20 protein-coding genes are annotated in these 23,043 nt (G+C 65.0%); 9 read left to right on the top strand and 11 right to left on the bottom strand.

What is annotated here, in order from left to right:
• Window positions 1-22: 22 nt before the first annotated feature.
• Together EAG14_RS09260 and upp are read left to right on the top strand one after the other, a co-directional pair.
• Entirely contained in the window at window positions 23-997 is a 975-nt protein-coding gene (locus tag EAG14_RS09260) for a threo-3-hydroxy-L-aspartate ammonia-lyase (RefSeq protein ID WP_099655646.1), read from the top strand.
• A 104-nt stretch (window positions 998-1,101) separates the two neighbouring features.
• The gene (gene upp / locus EAG14_RS09255; protein WP_099741291.1) at window positions 1,102-1,731 is read left to right on the top strand and encodes a uracil phosphoribosyltransferase; all 630 of its coding nucleotides are present in this window, start codon (window positions 1,102-1,104) and stop codon (window positions 1,729-1,731) included.
• Window positions 1,732-1,893: 162 nt separating this feature from the next.
• Here the strand turns inward: upp and EAG14_RS09250 are convergent, their stop codons facing one another.
• A complete protein-coding gene (locus tag EAG14_RS09250) occupies window positions 1,894-3,627 on the bottom strand; it encodes a nitrite reductase (protein ID WP_099741292.1) in 1,734 nt (577 codons plus the stop codon).
• A gap of 395 nt (window positions 3,628-4,022) precedes the next feature.
• On the opposite strand from EAG14_RS09250, the gene EAG14_RS09245 reads away from it, so the two are divergent.
• The 7 genes from EAG14_RS09245 (at window position 4,023) to EAG14_RS09215 (ending at window position 11,787) form a co-directional block, all read left to right on the top strand.
• Window positions 4,023-5,033 carry a BMP family protein gene (locus tag EAG14_RS09245; protein WP_121728669.1) on the top strand — a complete coding sequence of 337 codons (1,011 nt, stop codon included), beginning with the start codon at window positions 4,023-4,025 and terminating at the stop codon, window positions 5,031-5,033.
• A 224-nt stretch (window positions 5,034-5,257) separates the two neighbouring features.
• Window positions 5,258-6,229: a 5'-methylthioadenosine/S-adenosylhomocysteine nucleosidase gene (locus EAG14_RS09240; protein WP_121728668.1), complete on the top strand. Its 972-nt coding sequence runs from the start codon at window positions 5,258-5,260 to the stop codon at window positions 6,227-6,229.
• On the top strand, window positions 6,230-7,786 hold the full coding sequence (locus EAG14_RS09235; RefSeq protein ID WP_121728667.1) for an ABC transporter ATP-binding protein: 1,557 nt from the start codon (window positions 6,230-6,232) through the stop codon (window positions 7,784-7,786).
• A 25-nt stretch (window positions 7,787-7,811) separates the two neighbouring features.
• Window positions 7,812-8,873, top strand: a complete 1,062-nt coding sequence (locus EAG14_RS09230; protein WP_121728666.1) for an ABC transporter permease — start codon at window positions 7,812-7,814, stop codon at window positions 8,871-8,873.
• A 114-nt stretch (window positions 8,874-8,987) separates the two neighbouring features.
• Window positions 8,988-9,911 (top strand): ABC transporter permease, encoded by a 924-nt coding sequence (locus EAG14_RS09225; protein WP_121728665.1) that lies wholly within the window; start codon window positions 8,988-8,990, stop codon window positions 9,909-9,911.
• A complete protein-coding gene (locus EAG14_RS09220; protein ID WP_205603508.1) occupies window positions 9,908-10,453 on the top strand; it encodes a hypothetical protein in 546 nt (181 codons plus the stop codon). Before EAG14_RS09225 ends, EAG14_RS09220 begins: the two co-directional genes overlap by 4 nt.
• Window positions 10,454-10,518: 65 nt before the next feature.
• Window positions 10,519-11,787 (top strand): amidohydrolase family protein, encoded by a 1,269-nt coding sequence (locus EAG14_RS09215; RefSeq protein ID WP_121728664.1) that lies wholly within the window; start codon window positions 10,519-10,521, stop codon window positions 11,785-11,787.
• 121 nt (window positions 11,788-11,908) lie between these two features.
• Here EAG14_RS09215 and EAG14_RS09210 read toward each other — a convergent pair whose 3' ends face one another.
• The 10 genes from EAG14_RS09210 to EAG14_RS09165 all read right to left on the bottom strand — a co-directional run bounded on the left by EAG14_RS09210 (window position 11,909) and on the right by EAG14_RS09165 (window position 23,029).
• Window positions 11,909-13,036, bottom strand: a complete 1,128-nt coding sequence (locus tag EAG14_RS09210) for an ABC transporter permease (protein ID WP_233205578.1) — start codon at window positions 13,034-13,036, stop codon at window positions 11,909-11,911.
• Window positions 13,037-13,109: 73 nt separating this feature from the next.
• Window positions 13,110-15,926: a ribosome-associated ATPase/putative transporter RbbA gene (gene rbbA / locus EAG14_RS09205; protein WP_121728662.1), complete on the bottom strand. Its 2,817-nt coding sequence runs from the start codon at window positions 15,924-15,926 to the stop codon at window positions 13,110-13,112.
• Window positions 15,863-16,960, bottom strand: a complete 1,098-nt coding sequence (locus EAG14_RS09200; protein WP_121728661.1) for an HlyD family secretion protein — start codon at window positions 16,958-16,960, stop codon at window positions 15,863-15,865. The genes rbbA and EAG14_RS09200 overlap by 64 nt, the downstream gene beginning before the upstream one ends.
• Window positions 16,961-17,261: 301 nt before the next feature.
• Window positions 17,262-17,870, bottom strand: a complete 609-nt coding sequence (locus tag EAG14_RS09195; RefSeq protein WP_121728660.1) for a DUF1569 domain-containing protein — start codon at window positions 17,868-17,870, stop codon at window positions 17,262-17,264.
• Window positions 17,871-18,034: 164 nt separating this feature from the next.
• Window positions 18,035-19,213, bottom strand: a complete 1,179-nt coding sequence (locus tag EAG14_RS09190; RefSeq protein ID WP_121728659.1) for a GGDEF domain-containing protein — start codon at window positions 19,211-19,213, stop codon at window positions 18,035-18,037.
• 96 nt (window positions 19,214-19,309) lie between these two features.
• Window positions 19,310-19,975 (bottom strand): EAL domain-containing protein, encoded by a 666-nt coding sequence (locus tag EAG14_RS23730; protein WP_121728658.1) that lies wholly within the window; start codon window positions 19,973-19,975, stop codon window positions 19,310-19,312.
• On the bottom strand, window positions 19,929-21,221 hold the full coding sequence (locus EAG14_RS09180) for a hypothetical protein (protein ID WP_121730389.1): 1,293 nt from the start codon (window positions 21,219-21,221) through the stop codon (window positions 19,929-19,931). The genes EAG14_RS23730 and EAG14_RS09180 overlap by 47 nt, the downstream gene beginning before the upstream one ends.
• 169 nt (window positions 21,222-21,390) lie before the next feature.
• Window positions 21,391-22,143 carry a hypothetical protein gene (locus EAG14_RS09175; RefSeq protein ID WP_121728657.1) on the bottom strand — a complete coding sequence of 251 codons (753 nt, stop codon included), beginning with the start codon at window positions 22,141-22,143 and terminating at the stop codon, window positions 21,391-21,393.
• Between the two features lie 32 nt (window positions 22,144-22,175).
• The gene (locus tag EAG14_RS09170; RefSeq protein WP_099655660.1) at window positions 22,176-22,751 is read right to left on the bottom strand and encodes a hypothetical protein; all 576 of its coding nucleotides are present in this window, start codon (window positions 22,749-22,751) and stop codon (window positions 22,176-22,178) included.
• The gene (locus EAG14_RS09165) at window positions 22,748-23,029 is read right to left on the bottom strand and encodes a DnaJ domain-containing protein (RefSeq protein WP_099655661.1); all 282 of its coding nucleotides are present in this window, start codon (window positions 23,027-23,029) and stop codon (window positions 22,748-22,750) included. The genes EAG14_RS09170 and EAG14_RS09165 overlap by 4 nt, the downstream gene beginning before the upstream one ends.
• Window positions 23,030-23,043 lie beyond the last annotated feature (14 nt).

Here is a 23,043-nt window from a genome sequence, read left to right as displayed (position 1 = left end):
GCTCGCGCGGAGGCCCCCTTTCATGACCATGACCCGCTTGCCTGTGCCCACCTTTGATGACATCACCGCAGCCGCCCAGCGGCTGCAGGGCATTGCCCACCGCACGCCAGTGCTGCGCTCTACCAGTGCGGACGAGAGCACCGGGGCACATATTTTCTTCAAGTGCGAGAACCTGCAGCGCACCGGCGCCTTCAAGTTTCGCGGGGCGTACAACACGCTGCAGCAGTTCACGCCCGAGCAGCGCGAGCGCGGCGTGCTGGCGTTTTCTGCAGGCAACCACGCCCAGGCCATCGCCCTTTCGGCCCGGCTGCTGGACATGCCTGCCGTCATCGTCATGCCCGAAGACGCACCCGCCGCCAAAATGGCCGCCACCCGCGAATACGGCGCGCAGGTGGTGACCTACAACCGCTACACCGAAGACCGCGAAGCCATCAGCCAGCGCCTGGCGCAAGAGCGCGGCATGACCCTGGTGCCACCGTTTGACCACCCCCACGTCATCGCCGGGCAAGGCACTGCCGCCCTGGAACTGCTGCACGAGGTGCCCGACCTGGACTACCTGTTCGTCTGCGTGGGCGGTGGCGGCCTGCTGGCTGGCAGCACGCTGGCCGCGCAGGCCGTGGCCCCGCAATGCCGCTTGGTGGGCGTGGAGCCCGAGGCGGGCAACGACGGGCAGCAGTCGTTCAAAGCCGGACACATCGTGCAGATTGCCACACCCCACACCATTGCCGACGGCGCGCAAACACAGGCCCTGGGACAGCTCACCTTCCCCATCATTGCCAAGGGTGTGGAAGACATGGTCACCGCCACCGACGAGCAACTGGTGCAGGCCCTGCGCTTTTTTGCAGAGCGCATGAAGATGGTGGTGGAGCCCACGGGCGCCCTCGCCTTTGCTGGGGTGTGCAACGGCAGTGTGGATGTGCGCGGCAAGCGTGTGGGCGTGCTCATCAGCGGCGGCAATGTGGACCTGGCCCGCTACGCCCGCTTTCTGGCCGATTGACCCCACCCCGATCCGTGCCGCAAGTCAAAGCCGCGGGTTTTACCCAATGGTAGAAAATACGGGCTGCACCTTTGTGCCCTTTTCACGCTAATACAAGTTTTCTCATGAGCAACGTCACCGTCATCACCCACCCCCTCGTCCAGCACAAGCTCACGCTCATGCGCAAGAAAGACGCCAGCACCAACAGCTTCCGGCGCCTGCTGGGCGAGCTGTCCACGCTGATGGCCTACGAGGTGACCCGCGACATGCCGCTGCAAGATGTGCAGATCGAAACACCACTGGAGACCATGACGGGCAAGATGATCGACGGCAAGAAGCTGGTGCTCGTCTCCATCCTGCGCGCAGGCAACGGCTTTTTGGACGGCATGCTCAACGTGGTGCCCGGTGCCCGCGTGGGCCACATCGGCCTGTACCGCGACCCCAAGACGCTGCAGCCGGTCGAGTACTACTTCAAGATGCCCTCCGAGATGGAAGAGCGCGACATCATCGTGGTCGACCCCATGCTGGCCACCGGCAATTCGGCCGCCGCCTGCGTGGACCGGCTCAAGCAGCTCAAGCCCCGCTCCATCAAGTTCGTGTGCCTGCTGGCCGCCCCTGAGGGCGTGGCCACGCTGCAAAAGGCACACCCCGATGTGCCGATCTTCACCGCCGCTATCGACCGCGAACTCAACGACCACGGCTACATCTTGCCGGGCCTGGGTGACGCGGGCGACCGCATCTTCGGCACCAAGTAAGGCCCTGCGCCTGCACTGCAGGCGTAGAAGACCTGGCCCTGTCCCATAAAAAAACACCGCAGGGCTTGATACCCTGCGGTGTTTTTTTGTGCCCTGGCTTTCACGCCAGGGCCCTGATACTTCTGCACACCGTGCGGGCAAGCCGCACAGTGGCTTGGGCCATCAATACACGTCGTGCTGCGTGTTGTTGATGTTGAAGTGACCCGTAGGGGTGATCAGGCGTGGGTCCTTGATCACAGCCTTGAGCTTGAGGGTCTTGTCGTCCACCACCACCAGGGCCGATTGCTTGTCCTTGGCAGACCAGACAGCAAACCACACCTCGTCGCCCGCCTTGTTGAACTCCGGCTGCACCACGCGCTTGGCGCCGCCATCGTCTGGCAGACCCGCCCACTCGGCGATCGGCAGCACGGTGTAGCCCTTGTCCAGGTTCTTGATGTCGTACACCACCACCGACTGCGAGATCTTTGGATCAGGATTGAGTGGAGCGTCCGAGTACAAGTGCTGCGACTTGGGGTGGCTCTTGATGAACAGCGCACCGCCGCCTGGGCCCTTGATCTTGGCCACTTCCTTGAACGCATACTGGGCATGCTTCTTGGGGTCGGTGCCGATCAGCGAGATGGTCTCGTCACCCAAGTGACCTGTGGACCACACAGGACCGAACTTGGGGTGCACAAAGTTGGCGCCACGGCCGGGGTGCGGTGTCTTGCCCACATCCACCAGCGCCTGCAGCTTGCCTTCCTTGGCATCTACCACGCCAATCTTGTTGCTGTTGTTGGCAGCCACCATGAAGTAGCGCTTGCTCGAGTCCCAGCCACCGTCGTGCAGGTAACGGGCAGAGCCCAGTTCGGTGATCTTGAGGGCGTCCACATCCTTGTAGTCCACCATCAGGGTCTTGCCGGTTTCCTTAACGTTCACGATGAACTCAGGCTTGAAGTGCGAGGCCACGATCGAAGCCACGCGGGGCTCGGGGTGGTATTCCTGCGTGTCCACGGTCATGCCACGGGTCGAGACGATCTTCATGGGCTCCAGCGTGTCGCCATTCATGATGACGAACTGAGGGGGCCAGTAGGCGCCAGCAATGGCCAGCTTGTCGGTGAAGTCGCCCTCCTTGCCCTTGTACTTGGAGGTGTCCACCGAACGGGCTTCCAGGCCAATGCGGATTTCAGCGACGTTGTCAGGCTTGGCCATCCACAAATCGATCATGTTCACGCGGCCATCGCGGCCGATCACGAACAGGTAGCGGCCCGATGCCGAGGTGCGCGAGATGTGCACCGCGTAGCCGGTCTTGATGATGTTGATGATCTGCTTGGTGTCGCCATCGATCAGCGCCACTTCGCCCGCGTCACGCAGCGTGGTCGAGAAGATGTTGGCGATGTTGTAGTCGTTCATCTTCTTGGTTGGGCGGTCCTTCGGCGGCACCAGCACCTTCCAGGTCTTCTTCATGTCCGCCATGCTCCACTCGGGAGGCATAGGGGGGTCTTGCTGGATGTAGCGGGCCATCATGTCCACATCGGACTCGCTCATCTCACCCGAAGTCTGCCAGTTGGGCATGCCAGCGGGCGAGCCATAGGCGATGAACACCTTGAGGTAATCCGTGCCCTTGGGCAGCGTCACATCGGGCGTCAGGGGCTTGCCGGTGGCGCCCTTGCGCAGCACGCCATGGCAGCCAGCGCAACGCTCAAAGTAAGTTTGGCGAGCACGGTCAAACTCGGCCTGCGTCATTTTGGGCGCGGCAGGGTTTGTGCTTTGGTACATCGGCTGATTGGCCAAAGGGGACGAGCCTGCCTGGTAGTTCATCTCGGCGGGTGTCACGCTCTTCTTGTCATCGGCATACGCCGTAAGGGCCAGAGTGGACATTGCCAGTGCCGCAAGGCGCGCCAGCTTTCGGGTTGTCATGGGGACTCCTTGTATGTCGCGGCCCAAGATGGCTCATTCCATCCCTCCAACTGGCCTGCTGCGGGCTGCGACGACTGGGTTTCAGCAGGCTCGCAGCCATTTTTCGCCAGCCTCCCCACAGCCGCTTTGATACCTGTCAAATGATTCATTCAACATGCACCATTAAACCAACATCCAACGGCTGCCTAGAGGGAAATCCTTGATCACGTCACGACCGGCCTGGAAGGCAGCCCACCACGCACTTCTGGCAGACTGTGCAGCGCAATCCCGCCATGGAACGCCCGCCGCACAGCTGCATGTGCGGGCCATCGCTGGCGTGCAAATTGCTAGTTTCATTGTGTTCTGGAGGCCGTGCACGGCCTCTCCTTCGCCAGTCCCACCCAAGGAACCGCACCATGACCACTCGCCGCATCTTCACCGGACGCCTGCTCTGCACCTCCATGGCCCTCTCGGCCGCCATGGCGATGGCGCCCTCACTGGCTGCAGCGCAGTCCAAGCTCAAGGTCGCTGCGATCTACACCGTGCCCTTTGAGCAGCAGTGGGTCAGCCGCATCCACAAGGCGCTGAAGGCCGCCGAAGCGCGCGGCGAGATCGAATACAAGGCCAGTGAAAACGTCAGCAACGCCGACTACGAGCGCGTGATGCGCGAGTACGCCACCGGCGGCAACCAGCTCATCGTGGGCGAAGCCTTTGCGGTGGAAGCCGCCGCCCGCAAGGTGGCCAAGGACTTTCCCAAGACTTCGTTCCTGCTCGGCTCGTCGGGCAAGCCGCAGGCGCCCAACTTCAGCGTGTTCGACAACTACATCCAGGAGCCCGCCTACCTCAGCGGCATTATCGCGGGCGGCATGACCAAGACCAACAAGATCGGCATGGTGGGCGGCTTCCCCATCCCCGAAGTCAACCGCCTGATGCACGCCTTCATGGCGGGCGCCAAAGAGACCAACCCCAAGGTCGAGTTCACCATCACCTTCATCAACAGCTGGTTTGACCCCCCCAAGGCCAAGGAAGCCACCTTCGCCATGATCGACAAGGGCGCCGATGTGCTCTACGCCGAGCGCTTTGGCGTGAGCGATGCGGCCAAGGAAAAAGGCAAGCTCGCCATCGGCAACGTGATCGACACCCAGCCGCAGTACCCCGACACCGTGGTGGCGTCGGCCCTGTGGCACATGGAGCCCAGCATTGAGCGCGCGCTCAAACTGGTCAAGGACGGCAAGTTCACCGCCGAGGACTACGGCCCGTATTCGATGATGAAGAACAAAGGCTCCGAACTCGCACCCCTGGGCACGTTCGAGAAGAAAGTGCCGGCCGACATCGTCGCCAAAGTTAAGGCCAAAGAAGCCGACATTCTCGCGGGCAAGTTCACCGTGAAGGTAGACGACAGCCAGCCCAAGTCCACGGCCAAATAAGGGGAGTGGATGACAAAACTCTTCTGGCGTTGTTGCTGTGTCTTGTCGTACTTGCAGTACTGCCTGCGACACAGCGCCTAGCCAGAACCGCTGCGCTGAGCTTTGTCAGCCACTCCAAATCACCAATGCGAGACAAAGCGGGTGAACACCTGGGCCACCACTCATCAAGGTGGCCCTTTTTTGTTGTCGTTTTCCGTACGTCTCTGTCCCTGCCTGGTATGTCCATGACCACCTCTTTGTCCATCCCCTTGGGCCACTCCGTCGCCTCTCGTTTCACCCGCCTGCTGTGGTCACTGGCACTGGCTGGCGCACTTGCTGGTTGTGCATCCGGCCCGACAGGCAAGACGGCGGTCCGGCTGGACGACACACCCCGCATCGCCGTCATCTCCGCCTTTGCGCCCGAGCTGACCGTGCTGCTGCCCCAGGTGCAGCAGCCCACCCAGCACAGCATCAACGGCGTGGAGTTCACCACCGGCACGCTCGAAGGCAAGCCCGTGGTGGTGTTCCTCTCCGGCATCAGCATGACCAACGCGGCCATGAACACGCAGCTGGTGCTCGACCGCTTCAACGTGAGCCATGTGGTGTTCAGCGGTATTGCGGGCGGCGTGAACCCCGGCCTGCACATTGGCGACGTGACAGTGCCTGCGCAGTGGGGCCAGTACATGGAGTGGCTGATGGCGCGCGAAAATCGGCCTAGCCAGTACAGCGCCCCCGCCTGGATGAAAAGCGAGCTGACCCTGCCCGCCTTCGGCATGATGCACCCGCGCCCGGTGGAAGTGCGATCGGCTGCAAACCCCCAACTCAGCAAGAAATTCTGGTTTGAAGCCGACCCCAAGATGCTGGCCACGGCACGCAGCCTGCAGAACGTGGCCCTGGAGCACTGCCTAGCTGCCACCTGCCTCAAACAACGCCCGCAACTCGTAGTGGGCGGCAACGGCGTATCAGGCCAGGCGTTTGTGGACAACAAGGCCTTCCGCGAATACGCCTTCAAGACCTTCGAGGCCAACGTGCTCGACATGGAAACCGCCGCCACCGCCATGGTCGCGCACAGCAACGGCGTGCCCTACATCGCCTTCCGGTCGCTGAGCGATCTCGCCGGTGGCGGTGACGGCGAGAACGAAATGGGCACCTTCATGGGCCTGGCGGCCGCCAATTCGGCCAAGGTGTTGCGGGCGTTTCTGGCGGCGTGGAAGTAGATGGCCTCCACCAACGCCCCCGTCCTGAAACTGTCGGGCATCACCAAGCGTTTTGGCAAGCTCGTCGCCAACGACGCCATCAGCCTGACCCTGGCACGCGGCGAAGTGCTGGCCCTGCTGGGCGAAAACGGCGCAGGCAAGTCCACACTGATGTCCATCCTGTTCGGGCACTACGTGGCCGACGAAGGCAGTATCGAAGTCTTTGGCCAGCCCCTGCCGCCCGGCCAGCCGCGTGCAGCGCTGGCGGCTGGCATTGGCATGGTGCACCAGCACTTCACGCTGGCCGACAACCTCACGGTGCTGGACAACGTGCTGCTGGGCAGCGAGCCGCTGTGGCAGCCCTTCTCGCGCCGCAGCGAGGCGCGCACCAAGCTGCTGGCCGTGTCGCAGCAGTTTGGCCTGCCAGTGAGCCCCGATGCAAAGGTGGGCAGCCTCTCGGTGGGCGAGCGCCAGCGGGTTGAAATCTTGAAGGCCCTGTACCGGGGCGCCCGCATCCTCATCCTGGACGAACCCACCGCCGTGCTCACCCCGCAAGAGAGCGAGGCGCTGTTTGACACCCTGGCGCAGATGGTGGCGCAGGGCCTGTCCATCATCTTCATCAGCCACAAGCTGGGCGAGGTGCTGCGCGTATCGCACCGCGTGGCCGTGCTGCGCCAGGGCAAGCTGGTGGCTGAGGCGCCTGCGCAGGGCACCACCCAGGGGCAATTGGCGCAATGGATGGTGGGCCATGCGATTGAGGCGGCAGAGCGCCGCCCCGCGCGGAGCGTGGGCGATCCCATCTGCACCCTCAACAACGTGAGCACCGCGCACACGGGGCGCGATCGGTTGAACAATGTGTCCCTCACCTTGCGCGCCGGCGAGATCGTGGCGATTGCGGGCGTGAGCGGCAACGGCCAGGTGGCACTGGCCGACCTGCTGTGCGGAGTGCGCAGCGCCTCCACCGGCCAAGTCACGCTGCGTGACGCTCCGCTGCAAGCCCGGCCCGCGTGGCTGGTCAGCCAGGGCGTGGCCCGCATCCCCGAAGACCGCCACGCCGTGGGCGTGGTGGGCGACCTGCCCGTGTGGGAGAACGCGGTGGCCGAACGCCTGCGCGGCCCCTGGTTTGCGCACCCGTGGTTCCGCGCCTTCTGGGTCAAACGCCGCGCTGCGCGCCAGCATGCGCAGCGCGTGGCCGAGACCTTTGACGTGCGCGGCGGCGGGCCGGACACCCCCGCCCGGTCGCTGTCCGGCGGCAACATGCAAAAGCTCATCCTGGGCCGGGCGCTGATGCCGCCGAAGGACGCAGCGGGCTACACCGCGCCTGCACCCCAGCTCATCGTGGCCCACCAGCCCACTTGGGGGCTGGATATTGGTGCGGTGATGTTTGTGCAGCAGCAGCTCATCAACGCGCGCGATGCGGGAGCGGCCGTGCTGCTGATCTCGGACGATCTGGACGAAGTGCTGGCGCTGGGTGACCGTGTGGCCGTCATGCACGACGGACAACTGAGCGAGGCGCGACGCGCCGAAGACTGGACACGCGAAGCCATCGGCCTGGCCATGGCGGGCGCTGCCCATTGAGCGACAACAACAAGAACAACCCAGCATGAGACTCGAAAAACGCAACCACACATCCCCCGCCGCCTACGTTCTGGCGCCGGTGGGTGCCGTGGTGTTCACGCTGCTCATCAGCGGCCTGCTGGTGCTGTGGGCCGGAGCGCCGGTCGGCCGCACGTATGCATTGCTGCTGCAAGGCGCCTTCGGATCGGTGTTTGCGCTGACCGAAACCCTCACCCGCGCCACGCCGCTGATCCTGACCGGGCTAGCCGCCGCCGTGGCCTTCCGCGCGCGGCTGTTCAACATTGGGGCCGAGGGGCAGCTTTATGCCGGGGCGCTGGCCGCCGTGGCCGTGGGCGGCATGCATGGCGGCACGGGGCTGGAGTGGTCGCCCTATGTGCTCTTTCCCCTGATGATGCTGGCGGCTGCACTGGCGGGCGCCGCGCTGCTGCTGGGCCCGGCACTGATGAAGGCGCGGTTGGGGGTGGACGAGGTGGTGACCACGCTGCTGCTCAACTTCATCATGCTGCTGCTGGTGTCGGCCCTGCTCGATGGGCCGATGAAAGACCCGCTCTCCATGGGCTGGCCGCAGAGCGTGGCGCTGCAGGGCGACCTGGAACTTGCCAAGCTGGTGCCGCAGACGCGGCTGCACACGGGGCTGCTGTGGGCCGTATCGCTGGCGGTGATGCTGTGGGCGCTGCTGGCGCGCACGGTGCCGGGGTTTGACATTCGTGCTGCAGGGGCCAATGCACGCGCTGCTGCCTTTGCGGGCGTGCCTATCACCCGCACCGTGGTGCTGGTCGCCCTGCTCTCGGGCGGGCTGGCCGGGCTGGCGGGCGCCATCGAGGTGGCGGGTCGCACGAGTTATGTGACGCTCGACATGTCGCCTGGCTATGGCTACAGCGGCATCGTGATCGCCATGCTGGCGGGGCTGCACCCGCTGGGCGTGATCGCGGCGGGCACCTTTGTGGCGGGCGTGCTGGTGGGGGCGGACAGCATGAGCCGCGCGGTGGGCGTGCCGACCTACATTGCGGATGTGATCGTGGCGACTTCGCTGATTGCGGTGCTGGTGGCTGGGCTACTCACCCAATACCGGGTGCGCTGGAAGTGAGCACGCCATGAACAAGCCAGTGCATCTGAGTTTCAAGCCAAATCAGCCTCTAGCGCTTATCCAAAAAGCGCTGGCAGCTATCAAAAATGAAGTAAGCAGCACCGAGGCGGGCACATGACCGAGCTGCTTGACATCCTCGCCAACCCCGCGTTCTGGATCGCCACCCTGCGGGTCGCCACCCCCCTCATCCTGGGCACGCTGGGCGTGCTGCTGTGCGAACGCGCTGGGGTGCTCAACCTGGGCATTGAAGGCATCATGGTGGCGGGCGCCTTCACCGGCTGGCTCACGGTGTATGCAGGCTACGGCCTGTGGACCGGGGTGCTGGTGGCGGCGCTTACCGGCGCTGTCTTCGGGCTATTGCACGCCTGGCTCACCGTGGGGCTGGCGCTATCGCAACATGTGTCCGGCCTGGGCATCACGCTGCTGGCCACCGCACTCAGCTACTACGGCTACCGCGTGAGCTTCCCCAAGGTCAATACGCCGCCCACCATCGAGCCGCTTGCGCCGATGGAGTGGCTGGGCGTTCCCATCCTTTCGGCTCAAACACCGCTCACGCTGCTGGCGCTGCTGCTGGTGCCGCTATTGGCCTGGGTGCTGATGCGCACGCCGCTGGGCTTGGCGGTGCGCATGGTGGGCGAGAACCCGCAGGCGGCAGAGGGCCAGGGCATTTCGGTGGCGGCCACACGCACAGGCGCCATTGCGCTCGGGTCGGCGCTGATGGGGGTGGCGGGGTCGTTCCTCACGCTGTCGGCGTTCAACGCGTTTTTCTTCAACATGATCAACGGGCGCGGCTGGATCTGCGTGGCGCTGGTGGTGTTTGCGTCGTGGCGGCCCGGCAAGGCGCTGCTGGGTGCGCTGCTGTTTGCGTTTTTTGATGCGCTGCAGTTGCGCCTGCAACAGGCGGGCGATGCGTGGCTGCCGTACCAGGTGTATTTGATGCTGCCGTACCTGCTGTCCATCCTGGCGCTGGTGCTGGTGGCGCGCAAGGCGGCTTATCCTCAAGCCCTGATGAAGCCATACCGCAAGGGGGAACGTTGATCCGTCGCACCGCCATTGTTTCGCTGGCCTGGGCCTGTGCGGCCCTGACCGCCATGTGCCAACCCGCATGGGCTCTGGGCATTGAGGCGCCCTACTCCGCGCACGCCACGCCGCCCAATGTGGACTGGGTCCAGGTGTGCGGCGAATGGCCCGCGCCACGCGATGAGAGCCCCGGTGGCGGCACCTACCGCGTCGTGCACGCCAGCCAGTACGCGCAATCTTTCATCTATGTGCAGTGGCTGCAGCGTGACCGCAGCGACAGCGCGATCGAAGTTGCCACGGTGGGCGTGCCAGAGATCAACAACGACCACGCCGAATGGCAGCTGAGCCGCTTGCGCTGCCAAGCCACGGCCCAGGGCATTCGGATCACCGCCAAGGCCGAGTCTGGCCACGAGGAAGGCACCTTTGACGTGACCCTGGAGGCAGGCCACCGCCCTGGTGACCTACGTTACCGCCGCACGCCTGCACGGCGCACCACCGTGTCGCCACCGCCCAGCAGGCCGGGCGGCAGCCAACGTCTCACCGCCCCCAAGACGCCGTAACTCCGCCCCATCCCTGCACGCACGCCACCCGCTCGCTCACTCGCTCACAGCCTCACCCCATGCCCATGCTGGATTTGCTCCTCACCCACGCCACCCTGCCCGATGGGCGCCAGAACATGTCGATCGCCGTGCAAGGCGGCCGCATCACCGAAGTGACAGAAGGTCTGCAAGCCCCCGCGCACGAAACGGTGGATGCGGGCGGCCTGCTGGTGAGCCCGCCGTTTGTGGACGCACATTTCCACATGGATTCGACCCTGAGCTACGGCCAGCCGCGCGTGAACGAGAGCGGCACACTGCTCGAAGGCATTGCGCTGTGGGGCGAGCTCAAACCCCAGCTCACGCACGATGCCATCGTGCAGCGCGCGCTGCAGTATTGCGACTGGGCCGTGGCACGCGGGCTGCTGGCCATCCGCAGCCATGTGGACACCAGCGACCCCAGCTCGCTGCCGGTGCAGGCGCTGCTGGATGTGAAGCAGCGCGTGGCGCCCTACCTGGACTTGCAGCTGGTGGCCTTTCCGCAAGACGGTGTGCTGCGCCGCCCCGGCGGGCTGGAGAACATCCGGCGCGCACTCGACCTGGGGGTGGACGTGGTGGGCGGCATTCCGCACTTTGAGCGCACCTACGCCGATGGCACCGAGAGCGTGCGGCTGCTGTGCGAGCTGGCCGCCGAGCGCGGCAAACGCGTGGACATGCACTGCGACGAGAGCGACGACCCGCACTCGCGCCATGTGGAGACCCTGGCGTATGAAACCCAGCGCCTGGGCCTGCACGGCCGCGTGACGGGCTCGCACCTGACTTCCATGCACAGCATGGACAACTACTACGTGAGCAAGCTCATCGCCCTGATGCGCGAGGCCGACCTGGGCGTGGTGGCCAATCCGCTCATCAACATCACCCTGCAAGGCCGCCACGACACCTACCCCAAGCGCCGGGGCATGACCCGTGTGCCCGAGCTGATGGCCGCAGGCCTGACCGTGGCCTTTGGCCACGACTGCGTGCTCGACCCCTGGTACAGCGGCGGCAGCGGCGACATGCTGGAGGCCGCGCACATGGGCCTGCATGTGGGCCAGATGACTAGCCAGACGGGCATGCGCCAGTGCTTTGACGCGATAACGGTGAACCCCGCGCGCCTGCTGGGGCTGGAGGGCTACGGCATCGCCCCCGGCTCACATGCGGACTTTGTGCTGCTGCATGCGCGCAACCCGGCAGAAGCCATCCGCCTGCGGGCGGCGCGCCTGGGGGTGTGGCGGCGCGGCCAGCGCGTGGCAAGCCAGCCCGCCCCCACGGCAACCTTGAACCTGCCCGGGCGACCCGGCACCGTGGGCTTTATGTAAAAAGCCCGTAGGTCGGGTTACGCTGCGCTAACCCGACCTACAACCTACGGCTATTGAAAGAATCGGGCTCTAGCGCTCATCTAATAAGCGCGGGCAGCTACACAAAAGATAGCAATGACAATCAAGCCATCCGGGCGATGGTCTTGCGAAACCGTGCCAGCGCCAGCGCAAACAGCGCCACCCCAATCGCCAGCAGCCACACCAGTGACGACCACACCACCGACAGCCCCGCGCCCCGGTACAGGATGGCCTGGGACAGCTCGGTGAAATGCGTGGTGGGGGCCAGCGCCATCACGTACTGCACCCACAGCGGCATGCTCTCGCGCGGGGTGACGCCGCCCGACAGCATCTCCAGCGGCATCATGGTCAACACCATCAGCAGGCCAAACTGCGGCATGCTGCGCGCCAGCGTGGCCATGTAGATGCCCATGGAGGTGGTGGCAAACAGGTGCAGCACGGTGCCCAACAAAAACAGCGGTACCGAGCCTTCGATGGGCACGCCAATCGCCCACCGAATCACCACCGTGAGCGACACCCAGGTGGCCACCAGCACCACCAGCGCCATGGCCCACACCTTGGCCAGCATGATCTCGGCCGGGGTGACGGGCATGACGAGCAGGTGCTCCACCGTGCCGTGCTCTCGCTCGCGGATCAGCGCAGCGCCGGTGAGGATGATGGAGAGCATGGTGACGATGTTGATCAACTCCATCACCGAGCCAAACCACGCGGGGGTGAGCGCCGGGTTGAACCGGGCGCGCACCGACAAATCGATGGCGGGCGTGGACACGGCCCGGTAGCGCTGCACAAACTCGGCCACCTCCAGCTGCACAATCTGCTGCACCGCGCCGTTGGAGCTAAAGGCCTGCATCATGCGCGTAGCGTCCATGTTGAGCTGCACGCGCGGCACCTTGCCTGCCAGCACATCGCGCTGGAAGTTGGGCGGTATGTGCAGCACCAGCGTGTAGCGGCCCGCGTCCAGGCCGGGGTCCACGTCCTGCGGGGTGATCAGATCGGGCCCCACAAACTGCGGCGCAAAAAACGCGGTGGCAATGCGCTGCGAGAGCGTGGACACGTCTTCATCGACGATGGCAATGGGCACGTGCGAGAGCGTCTCGGGCTGGGCCTTGCCCGCGCTGTACACCGCCAGCGTGGTGGTGTAGACGATGAGCACCAGCATCATCGGGTCGCGCCACAGGCTCCACAGCTCTTTGATGCCCAGGCGAAAGATGGTGGCGCAACGCCCCCGCAGGGCCGCCCATCGGCGGGGGGTGTGCACAGGCGAACTGGATGAACTGGGTGAGGAAGATGGGGCTGCTGGCATGTCAGCTTTCTTGTTTGCGCAGCAGCGCAATCGCCACGCCGATGATGACCGGGGCCGACATGCCCAGGGCCCAAAACTCGGGCTGCAGGTCGTGCAGCGACAGCGCCTTGCTGAACACGCCCCGGCTGATGGTGAACATGTGGCTGGCGGGGTAGACCTCGCCAATCCAGCGGGCCACGCCCACCAGGGACGACACCGGGTTGATGAGCCCCGCAAACTGCACCGCCGGGATCAGCGTGCCCACCATGGCAAAGAACATGGCCGCAATCTGGCTGCGCGTGACGGTGGACGCCAGCAGGCCCATGCCGGTGGAGCACAGGCTGAACAGCAGCGCCGCCCCCGTGAGGGTGGCCAGGCTGCCGGTGATGGGCACGCCAAACACCGTGACGGCCGCCAACACCATGAGCCCAAAGTTGAGCATGGCCAGCGCCACATAGGGCAGCTGCTTGCCCAGCATGAATTCGGTGCGCGTGGTGGGCGTGACGTACAGGTTGATGATGGAGCCCATCTCTTTTTCGCGCACCACGGCCAGCGCAGTCAGCATGGCGGGCAGCATGAGCAGCAGCAGCGGGATGACGGCGGGCACCATGGCGGGCAGGCTGCGCACATCGGGGTTGTAGCGGTAGCGGGTTTCCACCTCCAGCAGGCCGATGGGGGCCACGCCGGTGCGGCTGCGCACCGCATCGACCAGCCACTGCTGGTGCATGCCCTGCACATAGCCCAACACGGTCTGCGCGCGCTGGGGCATGGCGCCGTCCACCCACGCCGCAATCTGCACCGCCTTGCCCCGCTCCACATCGCGGCCAAAGCCGGGCGGAATCTCGATGGCCAGCGACAGCTCGCCCGAGCGCATGCGCGCGTCCAGCTCGGTGTATTCGCTCAAAGGGGCGCGCTCCACAAAGTAGCGCGAGCCCGAGAGGTTGAGCACATAGGCACGGCTGGTGGCCGACTGGTCGCGGTCCAGCACCGCAAAGCGCAGGCTCTCCACGTCCATGCTGATGCCGTAGCCCATCACAAACATCAGCAGCAGCGAGCCCAGCAGCGCCAGAGCGCTGCGCACCGGGTCGCGCCGCAACTCCAGCGACTCGCGCCACTGCGTGCTGTGGATGCGGGCCAGGCTTTGGCGCAGGCGTGCGGCCCAGCCGGGGCGTGCAGGTGCTGCGTGCGACACCGGCACCGCCGGAGCGGCCGCAGAGGCCAGGGCATCGTCCCCCTGCTCTGCCGGGGTGCCTGCGGCCTCTTGCAGGTAGCCGATGAAGGCTTCCTCCAGCGTGGCGGCGCCGCGCTGGGCCACGATATCGGCCGGTGCGGCACTGGTCAGCACCTGGCCCGCGTGCATGAGCGAGATGCGGTCGCACCGCTCGGCCTCGTTCATGAAGTGGGTAGAGATGAAGATGGTGACCTTGTCGCGCCGGGCCAGCTCCACCATCAGCCGCCAGAAGTTATCCCGCGCAATCGGGTCCACGCCCGAGGTGGGCTCGTCCAGGATCAGCAGCTCGGGCTGGTGCACCATGGCCACGGCCAGCGACAGGCGCTGGCGCATGCCCAGCGGCAGCTGCATGGGCAGCGTGCTGCGTGCGGCCTGCAGGTCAAAACGCTCCAGCATGGTCTGCACGCGCTGGGGCACCTCAGCCTCGGGCACATGGAACAGCCGGGCGTGCAGCACCAGGTTTTGCTCCACCGACAGCTCGCTGTACAGCGAGAACGCCTGCGACATGTAGCCCACGCGGCGGCGCGTGGCCATGTCTTTCGGGTCCACCGGCTGGCCAAACAGCCAGGCCTGCCCGTCGGTGGCGGGCAGCAGGCCGGTGAGCATTTTCATGGTGGTGGACTTGCCACAGCCATTGCTGCCCAGAAAGCCAAAAATCTCGCCGCGCTGGATGCGAAAGCTCACATGGTCCACCGCCACAAAGTCGCCAAACTGCATGGTCAGGCCCTGGGCCTCGATGGCGATCTCTGCCGCCGCGTCGGCCAGCAAAGGGGTGATGACCACTGGCTGGTGCCCGCGCCGCTTGGCCTCGGGCAGCAGGGCCACAAAGGCGGCCTCCAGGCTGGCGTGGCCGGTGCGCTGCATCAGCTCGGCGGGCGTGCCTGTGGCCAGGATGCGGCCCTCGTCCATGGCCACCAGCCAGTCAAAGCGCTGGGCTTCTTCCATGTAGGCGGTGGCCACCAGCACGCTCATGCCGGGGCGGCCTGCGCGGATGCGGGCGATCAGATCCCAGAACTGGGCGCGGGCCAGCGGGTCTACGCCCGTGGTGGGCTCGTCCAGGATGAGCAGGTCCGGGTCGTGGATGAGGGCGCAGCACAGGGCCAGCTTTTGCTTCATACCGCCTGAGAGCTTGCCCGCGGGCCGCGCCAGAAACGGGTGCAGCCCGGTGCTGCGGGTCAGGTCGTCAATGCGGCGACGGCGCTCGGCTGTGTCGTGGCCAAACAGGCGGCCAAAGAACTGCAGGTTCTCTTCCACCGACAGCGTGGGGTACAGGTTCTTGCCCAGGCCCTGCGGCATGTAGGCAATGCGCGGGCACACGGCGTCGCGGTGGCGGCCATCGGCCATGTCGCCCCCCAACACCATCACCTGTCCTTGCTGCACGGCACGCGCCCCAGCCACCAGGGCCAGCAAGCTGGATTTTCCCACGCCGTCCGGCCCGATCAGCCCCACCATGCAGGCGGCGGGCACCTGCAGGTCGATGCCCGCCAGCGCCACCGTGGCGCCGTAGCGCTGACCGACGCCTGCGAGGGTGACGACGGGTGCGGTCACTGCGCGGCCTTGGGGGCTGCCGCCTGCATGCTTTCTTTGACCGCCAGCTGCTGCGGCCATGGGGCGTTCGAGTCAATGCGCAACCAGGCCACACCGGGCAGGCCCGTCTTGACCTGTTCGCGGTGGCGCAGCAGCAGCTCTTTGGGGATTTGCGCCCGCACACGGAACATGAGCTTTTGCCGCTCGCTGGCGGTCTCCACCGTCTTGGGGGTGAACTGTGCGGTGCTGGCCACAAACGACACGCTGGCCGGGATGACAAAGCCGGGGGCGGCGTCGAGCACGATGCGCACCTCGCTGCCCATGGCGACGCGGCCCGCCACGGCTTCGGGCAAGAAGAAGGTCATGTACACATCGGTCAAATCGGCCAGCTGCAGCACGCGGGCCCCCGCGCCCACCACTTCGCCGGGCTGCACCACGCGGAACTGCACACGCCCGTCGCGCGGGGCCTTCAGGTCGCTGTCGGCCAGCTCCACGTCAATGCGGGCCAGCGTGGCCTCCAGGGCGCGCACATTGGCCTCGGCACTGGTCACCTGCGTGCGGGCAGCACCAATGCCCGCCTGCGCTGCCTTGGACTGGGCCTGGGCCGCCGTGAGGGCCGCCTGCAGGCTGCGCACCTTGGCGCGGTCATCGTCCAGCAGTTGGGTCGAAAAGAACCCGTCGCGCGCCAGTTGCTCAGAGCGCGGCAGGCGCCGTTTGGCGGTGTCCAGGTCGCTGTCGCGCTGGGCCACCACGGCCAGGGCAGATTGGTAGTCGCTCTCGCGCTGGGCCACTTGCACCTGGGCGCTGCTCACGGCCAGCCGGGCTTGCTGCAGCCGGGCCACGGCCTCGTCGCGCTGGGCTTGCAGGCTGTCGATCTGCATGCGGGCCACGGTTTGCCCAGCGGTCACAAAATCGCCCTCGCTGGCCGATATCTCCAGCACCCGGCCCGCCAGTTTGGTGGCCACCGACACTTCGGTCGCCTCGATGCGGCCGTTGCCGCTGACGAAGCCTTCACCGGGGCCTTGGGTCTTCCATGGCTGCCAGTACAACAGCCCTCCCCCCACCCCTGCCAACAGCACCGCAGTGGCGGCAAAGGTCTTCAGCTTCTTGCTCATGGTTCTTCCTTGTGGGCGCCACCCAAGCGCCTTCGTGGCCTTGCCGACATGCTAGACCAAGGCCATGGCGCACAGGGACGCAGCGCAAGCATCACTTGACCTGCATCAACGATGCGGGCGCACGGAGGGCACACCCATGCGCTTGCGGCGAGGGCCCTGCACCAGGCCATGGAACACAAGGGAGCACCAGGGAGCGCCATGGAGCGCCCGTTGGGCAGGCCCTCAGCGCATTCAATGCAAAAAATGCCTCTAGCGCTTTATTTAAAAGCGCTAGTAGCTATATTTTTAATAGCAAACCATCTCACCCAGGGCGCACATCAAAGGCCGAGAGGTGGTTGGCCAGGTGCATGGCGTGGGCCTGCTCGTACTGGGTGCGGCCCAGGGGGCCGTAGGCAAAGTGGGGCTGCAGCGGGCCGGGGTGCGCCACAAAGTCTTGCACCGCCTGGCGCAGCCGGGCCAGGGCGGCCGACGCATCGGGCGCCGCAGCGGCCAGCGCTGGCGCCCCCGGAATGGGCTCGGCCAGGCTGTGGCGCATGCGGCCCAGTGCTGCAAACGCCGCAAAGGCCGCAGCGCCTGCCGTGTGCTGAAACAGCGCCGCCTTGGGCGCAGGAAAACCGCGCAGAGAAAACTCGATGCTCTGCGCGCAGTGCTCCAGGGTTTGCGACCAGCTCCAGGCTGTGGTGGGCTCCAGTGCCTGCGCGCCTGCTGCGCTCAAACGGTCAACCTCTTGCATGGCCTGCTCGAGGGTGGCAAACACCAGCTGCCGGTCGTTGTCCGGCTGGTACATCCACACGCCTGTGCCTGCCACACCCGCAGCTGCCGTGGCCCCCGCAGCCCACGCCCCCAGCTTGATCCAGCGCCGCCGCGAGGGAGTTTGCCCTTGGCGGGCGGAGAGCGTTGTCTTGGGCATGCGTGGGCGTCTGCAGAAGCAAAAAATGCATTCTGCGGGGGCTGCAAGGCCCAGTGCTGCGGGGCGGAGACGCCGTGCGTCAGGCAGCCGACACAAGCACAGCATGGCCGCTGCACGGCGCTGCCGTGGCATGCAGCAAGCCAGCGGTGGCCCCAAACAGGTGGCTACACAAACAGCGGTGTCTCGGCCACTTCCACCCGGTTACGGCCGTTTTGTTTGGCAAGGTACATCGCGGTGTCGGCCCGCTTGAGCACAGCGTCGGCAGAGTCGGCACGCACGCACAGCGCCACGCCAATGCTCACCGTCAGCGCGATGGACTGCGGGCCAGATTGCACGGGTTGCGCCTGCACCAAAATGCGCAGGCGCTCTGCCACCGCTTGGGCGCCGGGGCCATCGGCATTGGGCAGAAAAATCGCGAACTCCTCGCCCCCCAGCCGCCCCATCACATCTTCCTTGCGCAGGCAGCGGTTGGCCAGCAGCACAAACTGGCGCAGCACGTCGTCTCCGCCGCCGTGGCCCCAGGTGTCGTTGATTTTTTTGAAATGGTCCAAGTCCAGCACCAGCACGGGCAGGCTCTGGCGCGTGCGCTCGGCCTGGCTGATGGCTTTTTCCAGCAGGGTGAGAAACGCGCGGCGGTTGAACACGCTGGTCAGCGGGTCCACCTCGGCCAGGTGGCGCAGTTCGGTGGTGATGTGTTCGTTGGTCAGCATCAAAATGCCAAAGGCCATCATCACCAGCGCGACGGTGGACTCCAGCACCACGTACTGCGACAGCAGATCGATCAACCGGGCGTTCGGGACGCCAAGGCCGTTGGAGTCGGCCGTGGCCAGCCGAAACGCCAGCGGGCGCAGCAGTACAAACAAGCCATGCGCCCCCACCAGCACCGAAAACAGGTACCGAGCGGGCACCTTGCGAACCCCGCCGTGGGCCAGCGTGGTCGCGGTCCCGATGAAATAAACGCCCGCCACCAGCCCACTCAATGCAAACCGAATGCCAGTGTGTGAATGCTCCAACGTGAAATAAACCGACACCCCAACCACCGCAGCAATGGCTGCCACCGCGTAGCCATGGAACGGCAGTGAGCGGCCCACATACAGGCGGCTGCCCAGAAAGCAGAAATAGGCGGCCAGGGCGATGACGGTTTGCGTGAGCACCACCGACGCCACTTCCGGCAGGCGCTCACGCACCAGCAAGTGGGTGCAAAACACCGAAGCGCACAGGAACGACAGCGTCCACCAGCGCAAGCCGGGGATGCTTTTGTTGAAGTACCAGACGACATACAGCACCGTGGTGACCAGTGCCGCAAGGATGGCGGCCAGAACGATGATCGTGGGGCTGTGCACAGGATGAAGGAAAAGGGGCAGCCGACGAGCGAGCGTTTCAGCCCTGCGCCGCACCACTGCGTCGTGCGAACCAGAGCCTCAGAACAGGAATATGTATCAAATGTTAACCCAAGGGGGCTGCGATAGAGCGCTAGATGACTTCGATGCAAGGTATTTGCCAGGGAACGCAGTAAAGGCGCCCAGCGGGCTTGCGCCCCGCCACAGGTTCAAAGAGGCCAAGCCATGCCCCATGGCGGCCTCGAACTCTTCTATGGTCGCAGGGCGGCCAAACAGATACCCCTGGTAGCTGTCGCAGCCGTAGGCCCGCAACAGGCGTTGCTGCTCGACCGTTTCAACGCCTTCGACCATCACGTTCAGCCCCTGCCCCTGCCCCTGCCCCTGCCCCTGCCCCTGCCCCAACGCAATGACGGCCCGCACAATGGAGGCGTCGCTGGCATGGGTGGTCACGTCGCGCACAAAGGACTGGTCGATCTTGAGCTGGTCCAGCGGCAGGCGTTTGAGGTAGCTCAGGGAAGAATACCCCGTGCCAAAGTCGTCCAGCGAAAAGCTGATGCCCACGGCTTTGAGCACCTGCATCTTGCAAACCACGGCATCTACGTCTTCGGCCAGGACGCTCTCGGTCAACTCCAGCTTCAGCCGGTGCGGGTTGGCCTGTGTCTGCAGCAGGATGCGCAGCACGCCGTGCTGCATAATCGGGGGCGTGAAACTCCTTGAGTCAGCCAACCACACTGCACTCGCGCCGCAGCAGCGCCAGCGCGTCATGCATCTGGTAGTCCATGTCGCTGGTCAGGGTCTTGGCCGCGTCTTGCACAAAGCCGGCCCACAGCGCCAGGTAATCGTTCTGGTACACGCCAGGGGCGTTGTCGCGAATGAACTGGGCCGCCAGCTCCGGCTGCCAGCCGCTCTTGCGGATTTTGCGCACCAGGCTGGTGGCCGTTTTTTCAGTCAACAGGGTCTTTTTCGGCGCCCCTACAGCCAGGCACGCGAACAGCGTGAGCAAGGAGTGTTCGTCCTCATTGCCCTGGGTGGTTTTAAGCCACAGCTTGCTGGCGGGCAAAGGAGGCTCATCCCCCTCTTGCAGCGCATCGAGGCTTCGGTGGTAGCTGTCCACCTCGGCCAAGGGGTCGTCCAGCAAAAAGTACCGGGCCCGGAACACGCCGGTGGGGCGCAACAGGGTGCGCAGTGGCACCGCGCCGTCCAGCAGCTTGGGCATATCGGCCAGCACGGCTTGGCATTGCGCCTGCAAAGCATCGCGCAAGGCCGCAGGCAAGCCCGTGGGCAGGCGCAATGCGGCAGGCACAGGTTGCTTCTTTTTGCGCAGCGTGGTCACCAGTTTTTCAAATGCCACCGTGTGGGGCCATTCGCCCATCGCCAGGGCCTGCGGGGCCAGTGCTTGCATCAGCAACCCGGTGCGAATCACCGCCTCGGCATCTGCCCCCGCCGCCTCCAGCTCGTCCACGTCCAGGTCGTACTGCTCAGCCAGCCATTGGGCCGCAGCGATGGCTTGGCCGATGTGGCTGCGCCGGGCCAGTTCTGCTTGGTATTCGGCATGGCTGCGTAGCGACCACACGGCCAACAGCGGCGTTTGCGCATCGTCGTAGCCCGCCATGCCGAAGTTGCTGCTCTCAGGCATGGCAATCAGGCGCTTGAGCATGTCCGAGCCGCCTTTGGAGCGCGACAGCAAGGAGTTGTCGCGCAGCGAGACGGCTGCTTTGGTCAAATCTCCCCCCGTCGTATCCAGCAGGTACAAGCTGATGAGGTTGACCATGCGGTCACGGGCCTTCTCCAGCTCGGGGCGCAGGAACTCGCTGCCAAAGTACCGGGCAATCTGCACAATGCCTTTGGGCGCGTCGGTGTGGATGGCAGCCAGCCGCTGCGCATCAATGATGCCGTGCTGCACGCCATGGGCCAGTACCTTGTCAAAGAACGGACGGGCATCGTGCAGCTGCAGGGCGTGAGCGGCTCCCACCGGATGGACATCGGAGGAAGGCGTATCAGGCAGGGTCATGTTGGTATCCATCGCGCTATGTATTGTTCACGGGCCATGCAGCTCGCGCAGCCCCCACCAGGCCCCGCCGCGCAGGGACAGCCCGGCCGCACTGGCGAGTCCCCTCAGCAGTGGCTCAGCCGCTCCAAGGAGGGAGAAAGGCGCAAAAGGCCTCAGGGACTGGCAGTCTTTAAATGGCAGACTCTTCGTCTGACACCCGGGCGGCAGGCGTGGCCTTGCCCCGGTCTGTTTCGCTGGTTTCAAACTTGCCGTCGTCTTCCTCTGCAGGCTCATCGGTTTCGTCCAGGCCCAAATCAAAAGCCCTGGCCTTGGCCCGCAGCACCAGCAAGGTTTCAATGAACAGATCGCGGCACTCATAGCGCAGCAGCCAAGCCATCTGCATCCAGTCGCGGTCGGCCACTTCGTCCAAGTCCACGCGCGGTTGCACATAGCCTGAGGCCAGCAGCTCATCGTCGCTCAGCATCAGTCCATAGTCTTCGGTGGCATCGAAGGTGCCAGTGCGCGCAAAGGACTCCACGCGACTCCACTTTTCCGCAAAGTAGTTGGCCAGGGCTTCGGCGCCACCGTCCAGGTCGCCAATGGCCGTCAAGAATTCGATAGGGTCGGCATCGTCGCGGAACACCACCGCGTTGACCATGCTGCGCAGGTGCGTGTGGGTCAGGTCCTTGTACTGTTTCTCCAGCACCATGGCCCGGGCAAATTGCTCGGGCGTGACCAACATATTGACCACAGACGCCTTCGAGTCGTCGTACTCGCGCATCACCGCCAGAATATCTTTGGGCGCCAGTTGGTCCAGCACGACCATCAGAGCGTTGTCGCCATCGGTGTCTGCCAACTCAGCCAGTGCCGACTCGGCACCCACGATATCGCCGGCTGCAATAAGGCTGGTGGTCTTGGTGATAAGTGTCAGGTGGTTGCTCATAAAAATCGGTACGTGGATGGTTGGTGTGCAGTTCAGTCTTTGCGCTCAAAGCCCACATCGGCCAGCCAGTTGGAACTGGCTTCTTCGCGGCTGCGGCTGTTGTGCGGGTCGGCCGCATCGTCCGCGCTCAGCGCATCGTAGCCATCGTCGTGCTCCGCAGCATCGGCATCGTCCTCATCGGACTGGCCCTCATCGTCGCCCTGGGCTGCGGCGGCAAAGCGCGCGTGCTGCAGCAAATACTCCAGCCCCGCAGCCACCACCATGAAGCGCTCTCCACCCGGCTCACTCAGCACGGTTTTGGCCAGGGCGGCCGCCCAGGGCTCCAGGGTGACAACGCTGTCCAGCGCGGACCACTGTGGCAGCTCGTCCTGACCACAGGCCAGCACCTGCTCCAACGCACTGGCTCGGCCAAACCGAAATCCCTGGTGAAACACCACCGCCACCATCTCAGGGGCGAGTTCCATCATCTTCACCAAAAAGCCGATTTCAGACCGCTTTTGGGCAAGCCGCTTGCGCAGAACGTCTTTGCCTTCGGAGTCTTCGGTCAGGTCATCGATCTCGGCTTGGTAAGCAGATCGCAGGTCATGGAAGTAAGGAGAGATTTTCACGGGGCAAGGATGTTGTGGGTGTAGGTTTGCCAGATTTCCTGGGCGGTCTGCAGCGGATCGTCCAGCAGGTTACGGCGGCGGTTGTCGTCATAGGCTTGGCGCGCCTCGTCGTCGGACAGCACCTCATAGGCTTTTTGCACGGAGGCAAAGCGCTGGGCTGCATCGGGGGCATCGTTCTTGTCAGGGTGATAGAACGAAGCCTTTTGCCGAAAAGCCTTTTTGATATCGGCCAGCGAGGCGTTGGCCGCTAGCCCCAAGGCTGCGTAATGGTCGGTCATCGGGTGTCTATCCA

The sequence above is a fragment of the Acidovorax sp. 1608163 genome (assembly GCF_003669015.1).
Classification (GTDB): domain Bacteria; phylum Pseudomonadota; class Gammaproteobacteria; order Burkholderiales; family Burkholderiaceae_C; genus Acidovorax.
This window is presented reverse-complemented; position numbering and strand designations above follow the sequence as displayed.

Excerpts from the sequence above, each read along its gene's own strand:
- EAG14_RS09260 (WP_099655646.1), top strand. The coding sequence starts at position 23 with ATGACCATGACCCGCTTGCCTGTGCCCACCTTTGATGACATCACCGCA.
- upp (WP_099741291.1), top strand. The coding sequence starts at position 1,102 with ATGAGCAACGTCACCGTCATCACCCACCCCCTCGTCCAGCACAAGCTC.
- EAG14_RS09250 (WP_099741292.1), bottom strand. The coding sequence starts at position 3,627 with ATGACAACCCGAAAGCTGGCGCGCCTTGCGGCACTGGCAATGTCCACT.
- EAG14_RS09245 (WP_121728669.1), top strand. The coding sequence starts at position 4,023 with ATGACCACTCGCCGCATCTTCACCGGACGCCTGCTCTGCACCTCCATG.
- EAG14_RS09240 (WP_121728668.1), top strand. The coding sequence starts at position 5,258 with ATGACCACCTCTTTGTCCATCCCCTTGGGCCACTCCGTCGCCTCTCGT.
- EAG14_RS09235 (WP_121728667.1), top strand. The coding sequence starts at position 6,230 with ATGGCCTCCACCAACGCCCCCGTCCTGAAACTGTCGGGCATCACCAAG.
- EAG14_RS09230 (WP_121728666.1), top strand. The coding sequence starts at position 7,812 with ATGAGACTCGAAAAACGCAACCACACATCCCCCGCCGCCTACGTTCTG.
- EAG14_RS09225 (WP_121728665.1), top strand. The coding sequence starts at position 8,988 with ATGACCGAGCTGCTTGACATCCTCGCCAACCCCGCGTTCTGGATCGCC.
- EAG14_RS09215 (WP_121728664.1), top strand. The coding sequence starts at position 10,519 with ATGCTGGATTTGCTCCTCACCCACGCCACCCTGCCCGATGGGCGCCAG.
- rbbA (WP_121728662.1), bottom strand. The coding sequence starts at position 15,926 with ATGGCCGCAGCAGCTGGCGGTCAAAGAAAGCATGCAGGCGGCAGCCCC.
- EAG14_RS09200 (WP_121728661.1), bottom strand. The coding sequence starts at position 16,960 with ATGAGCAAGAAGCTGAAGACCTTTGCCGCCACTGCGGTGCTGTTGGCA.
- EAG14_RS09195 (WP_121728660.1), bottom strand. The coding sequence starts at position 17,870 with ATGCCCAAGACAACGCTCTCCGCCCGCCAAGGGCAAACTCCCTCGCGG.
- EAG14_RS23730 (WP_121728658.1), bottom strand. The coding sequence starts at position 19,975 with ATGACGCGCTGGCGCTGCTGCGGCGCGAGTGCAGTGTGGTTGGCTGAC.
- EAG14_RS09180 (WP_121730389.1), bottom strand. The coding sequence starts at position 21,221 with ATGACCCTGCCTGATACGCCTTCCTCCGATGTCCATCCGGTGGGAGCC.
- EAG14_RS09175 (WP_121728657.1), bottom strand. The coding sequence starts at position 22,143 with ATGAGCAACCACCTGACACTTATCACCAAGACCACCAGCCTTATTGCA.
- EAG14_RS09165 (WP_099655661.1), bottom strand. The coding sequence starts at position 23,029 with ATGACCGACCATTACGCAGCCTTGGGGCTAGCGGCCAACGCCTCGCTG.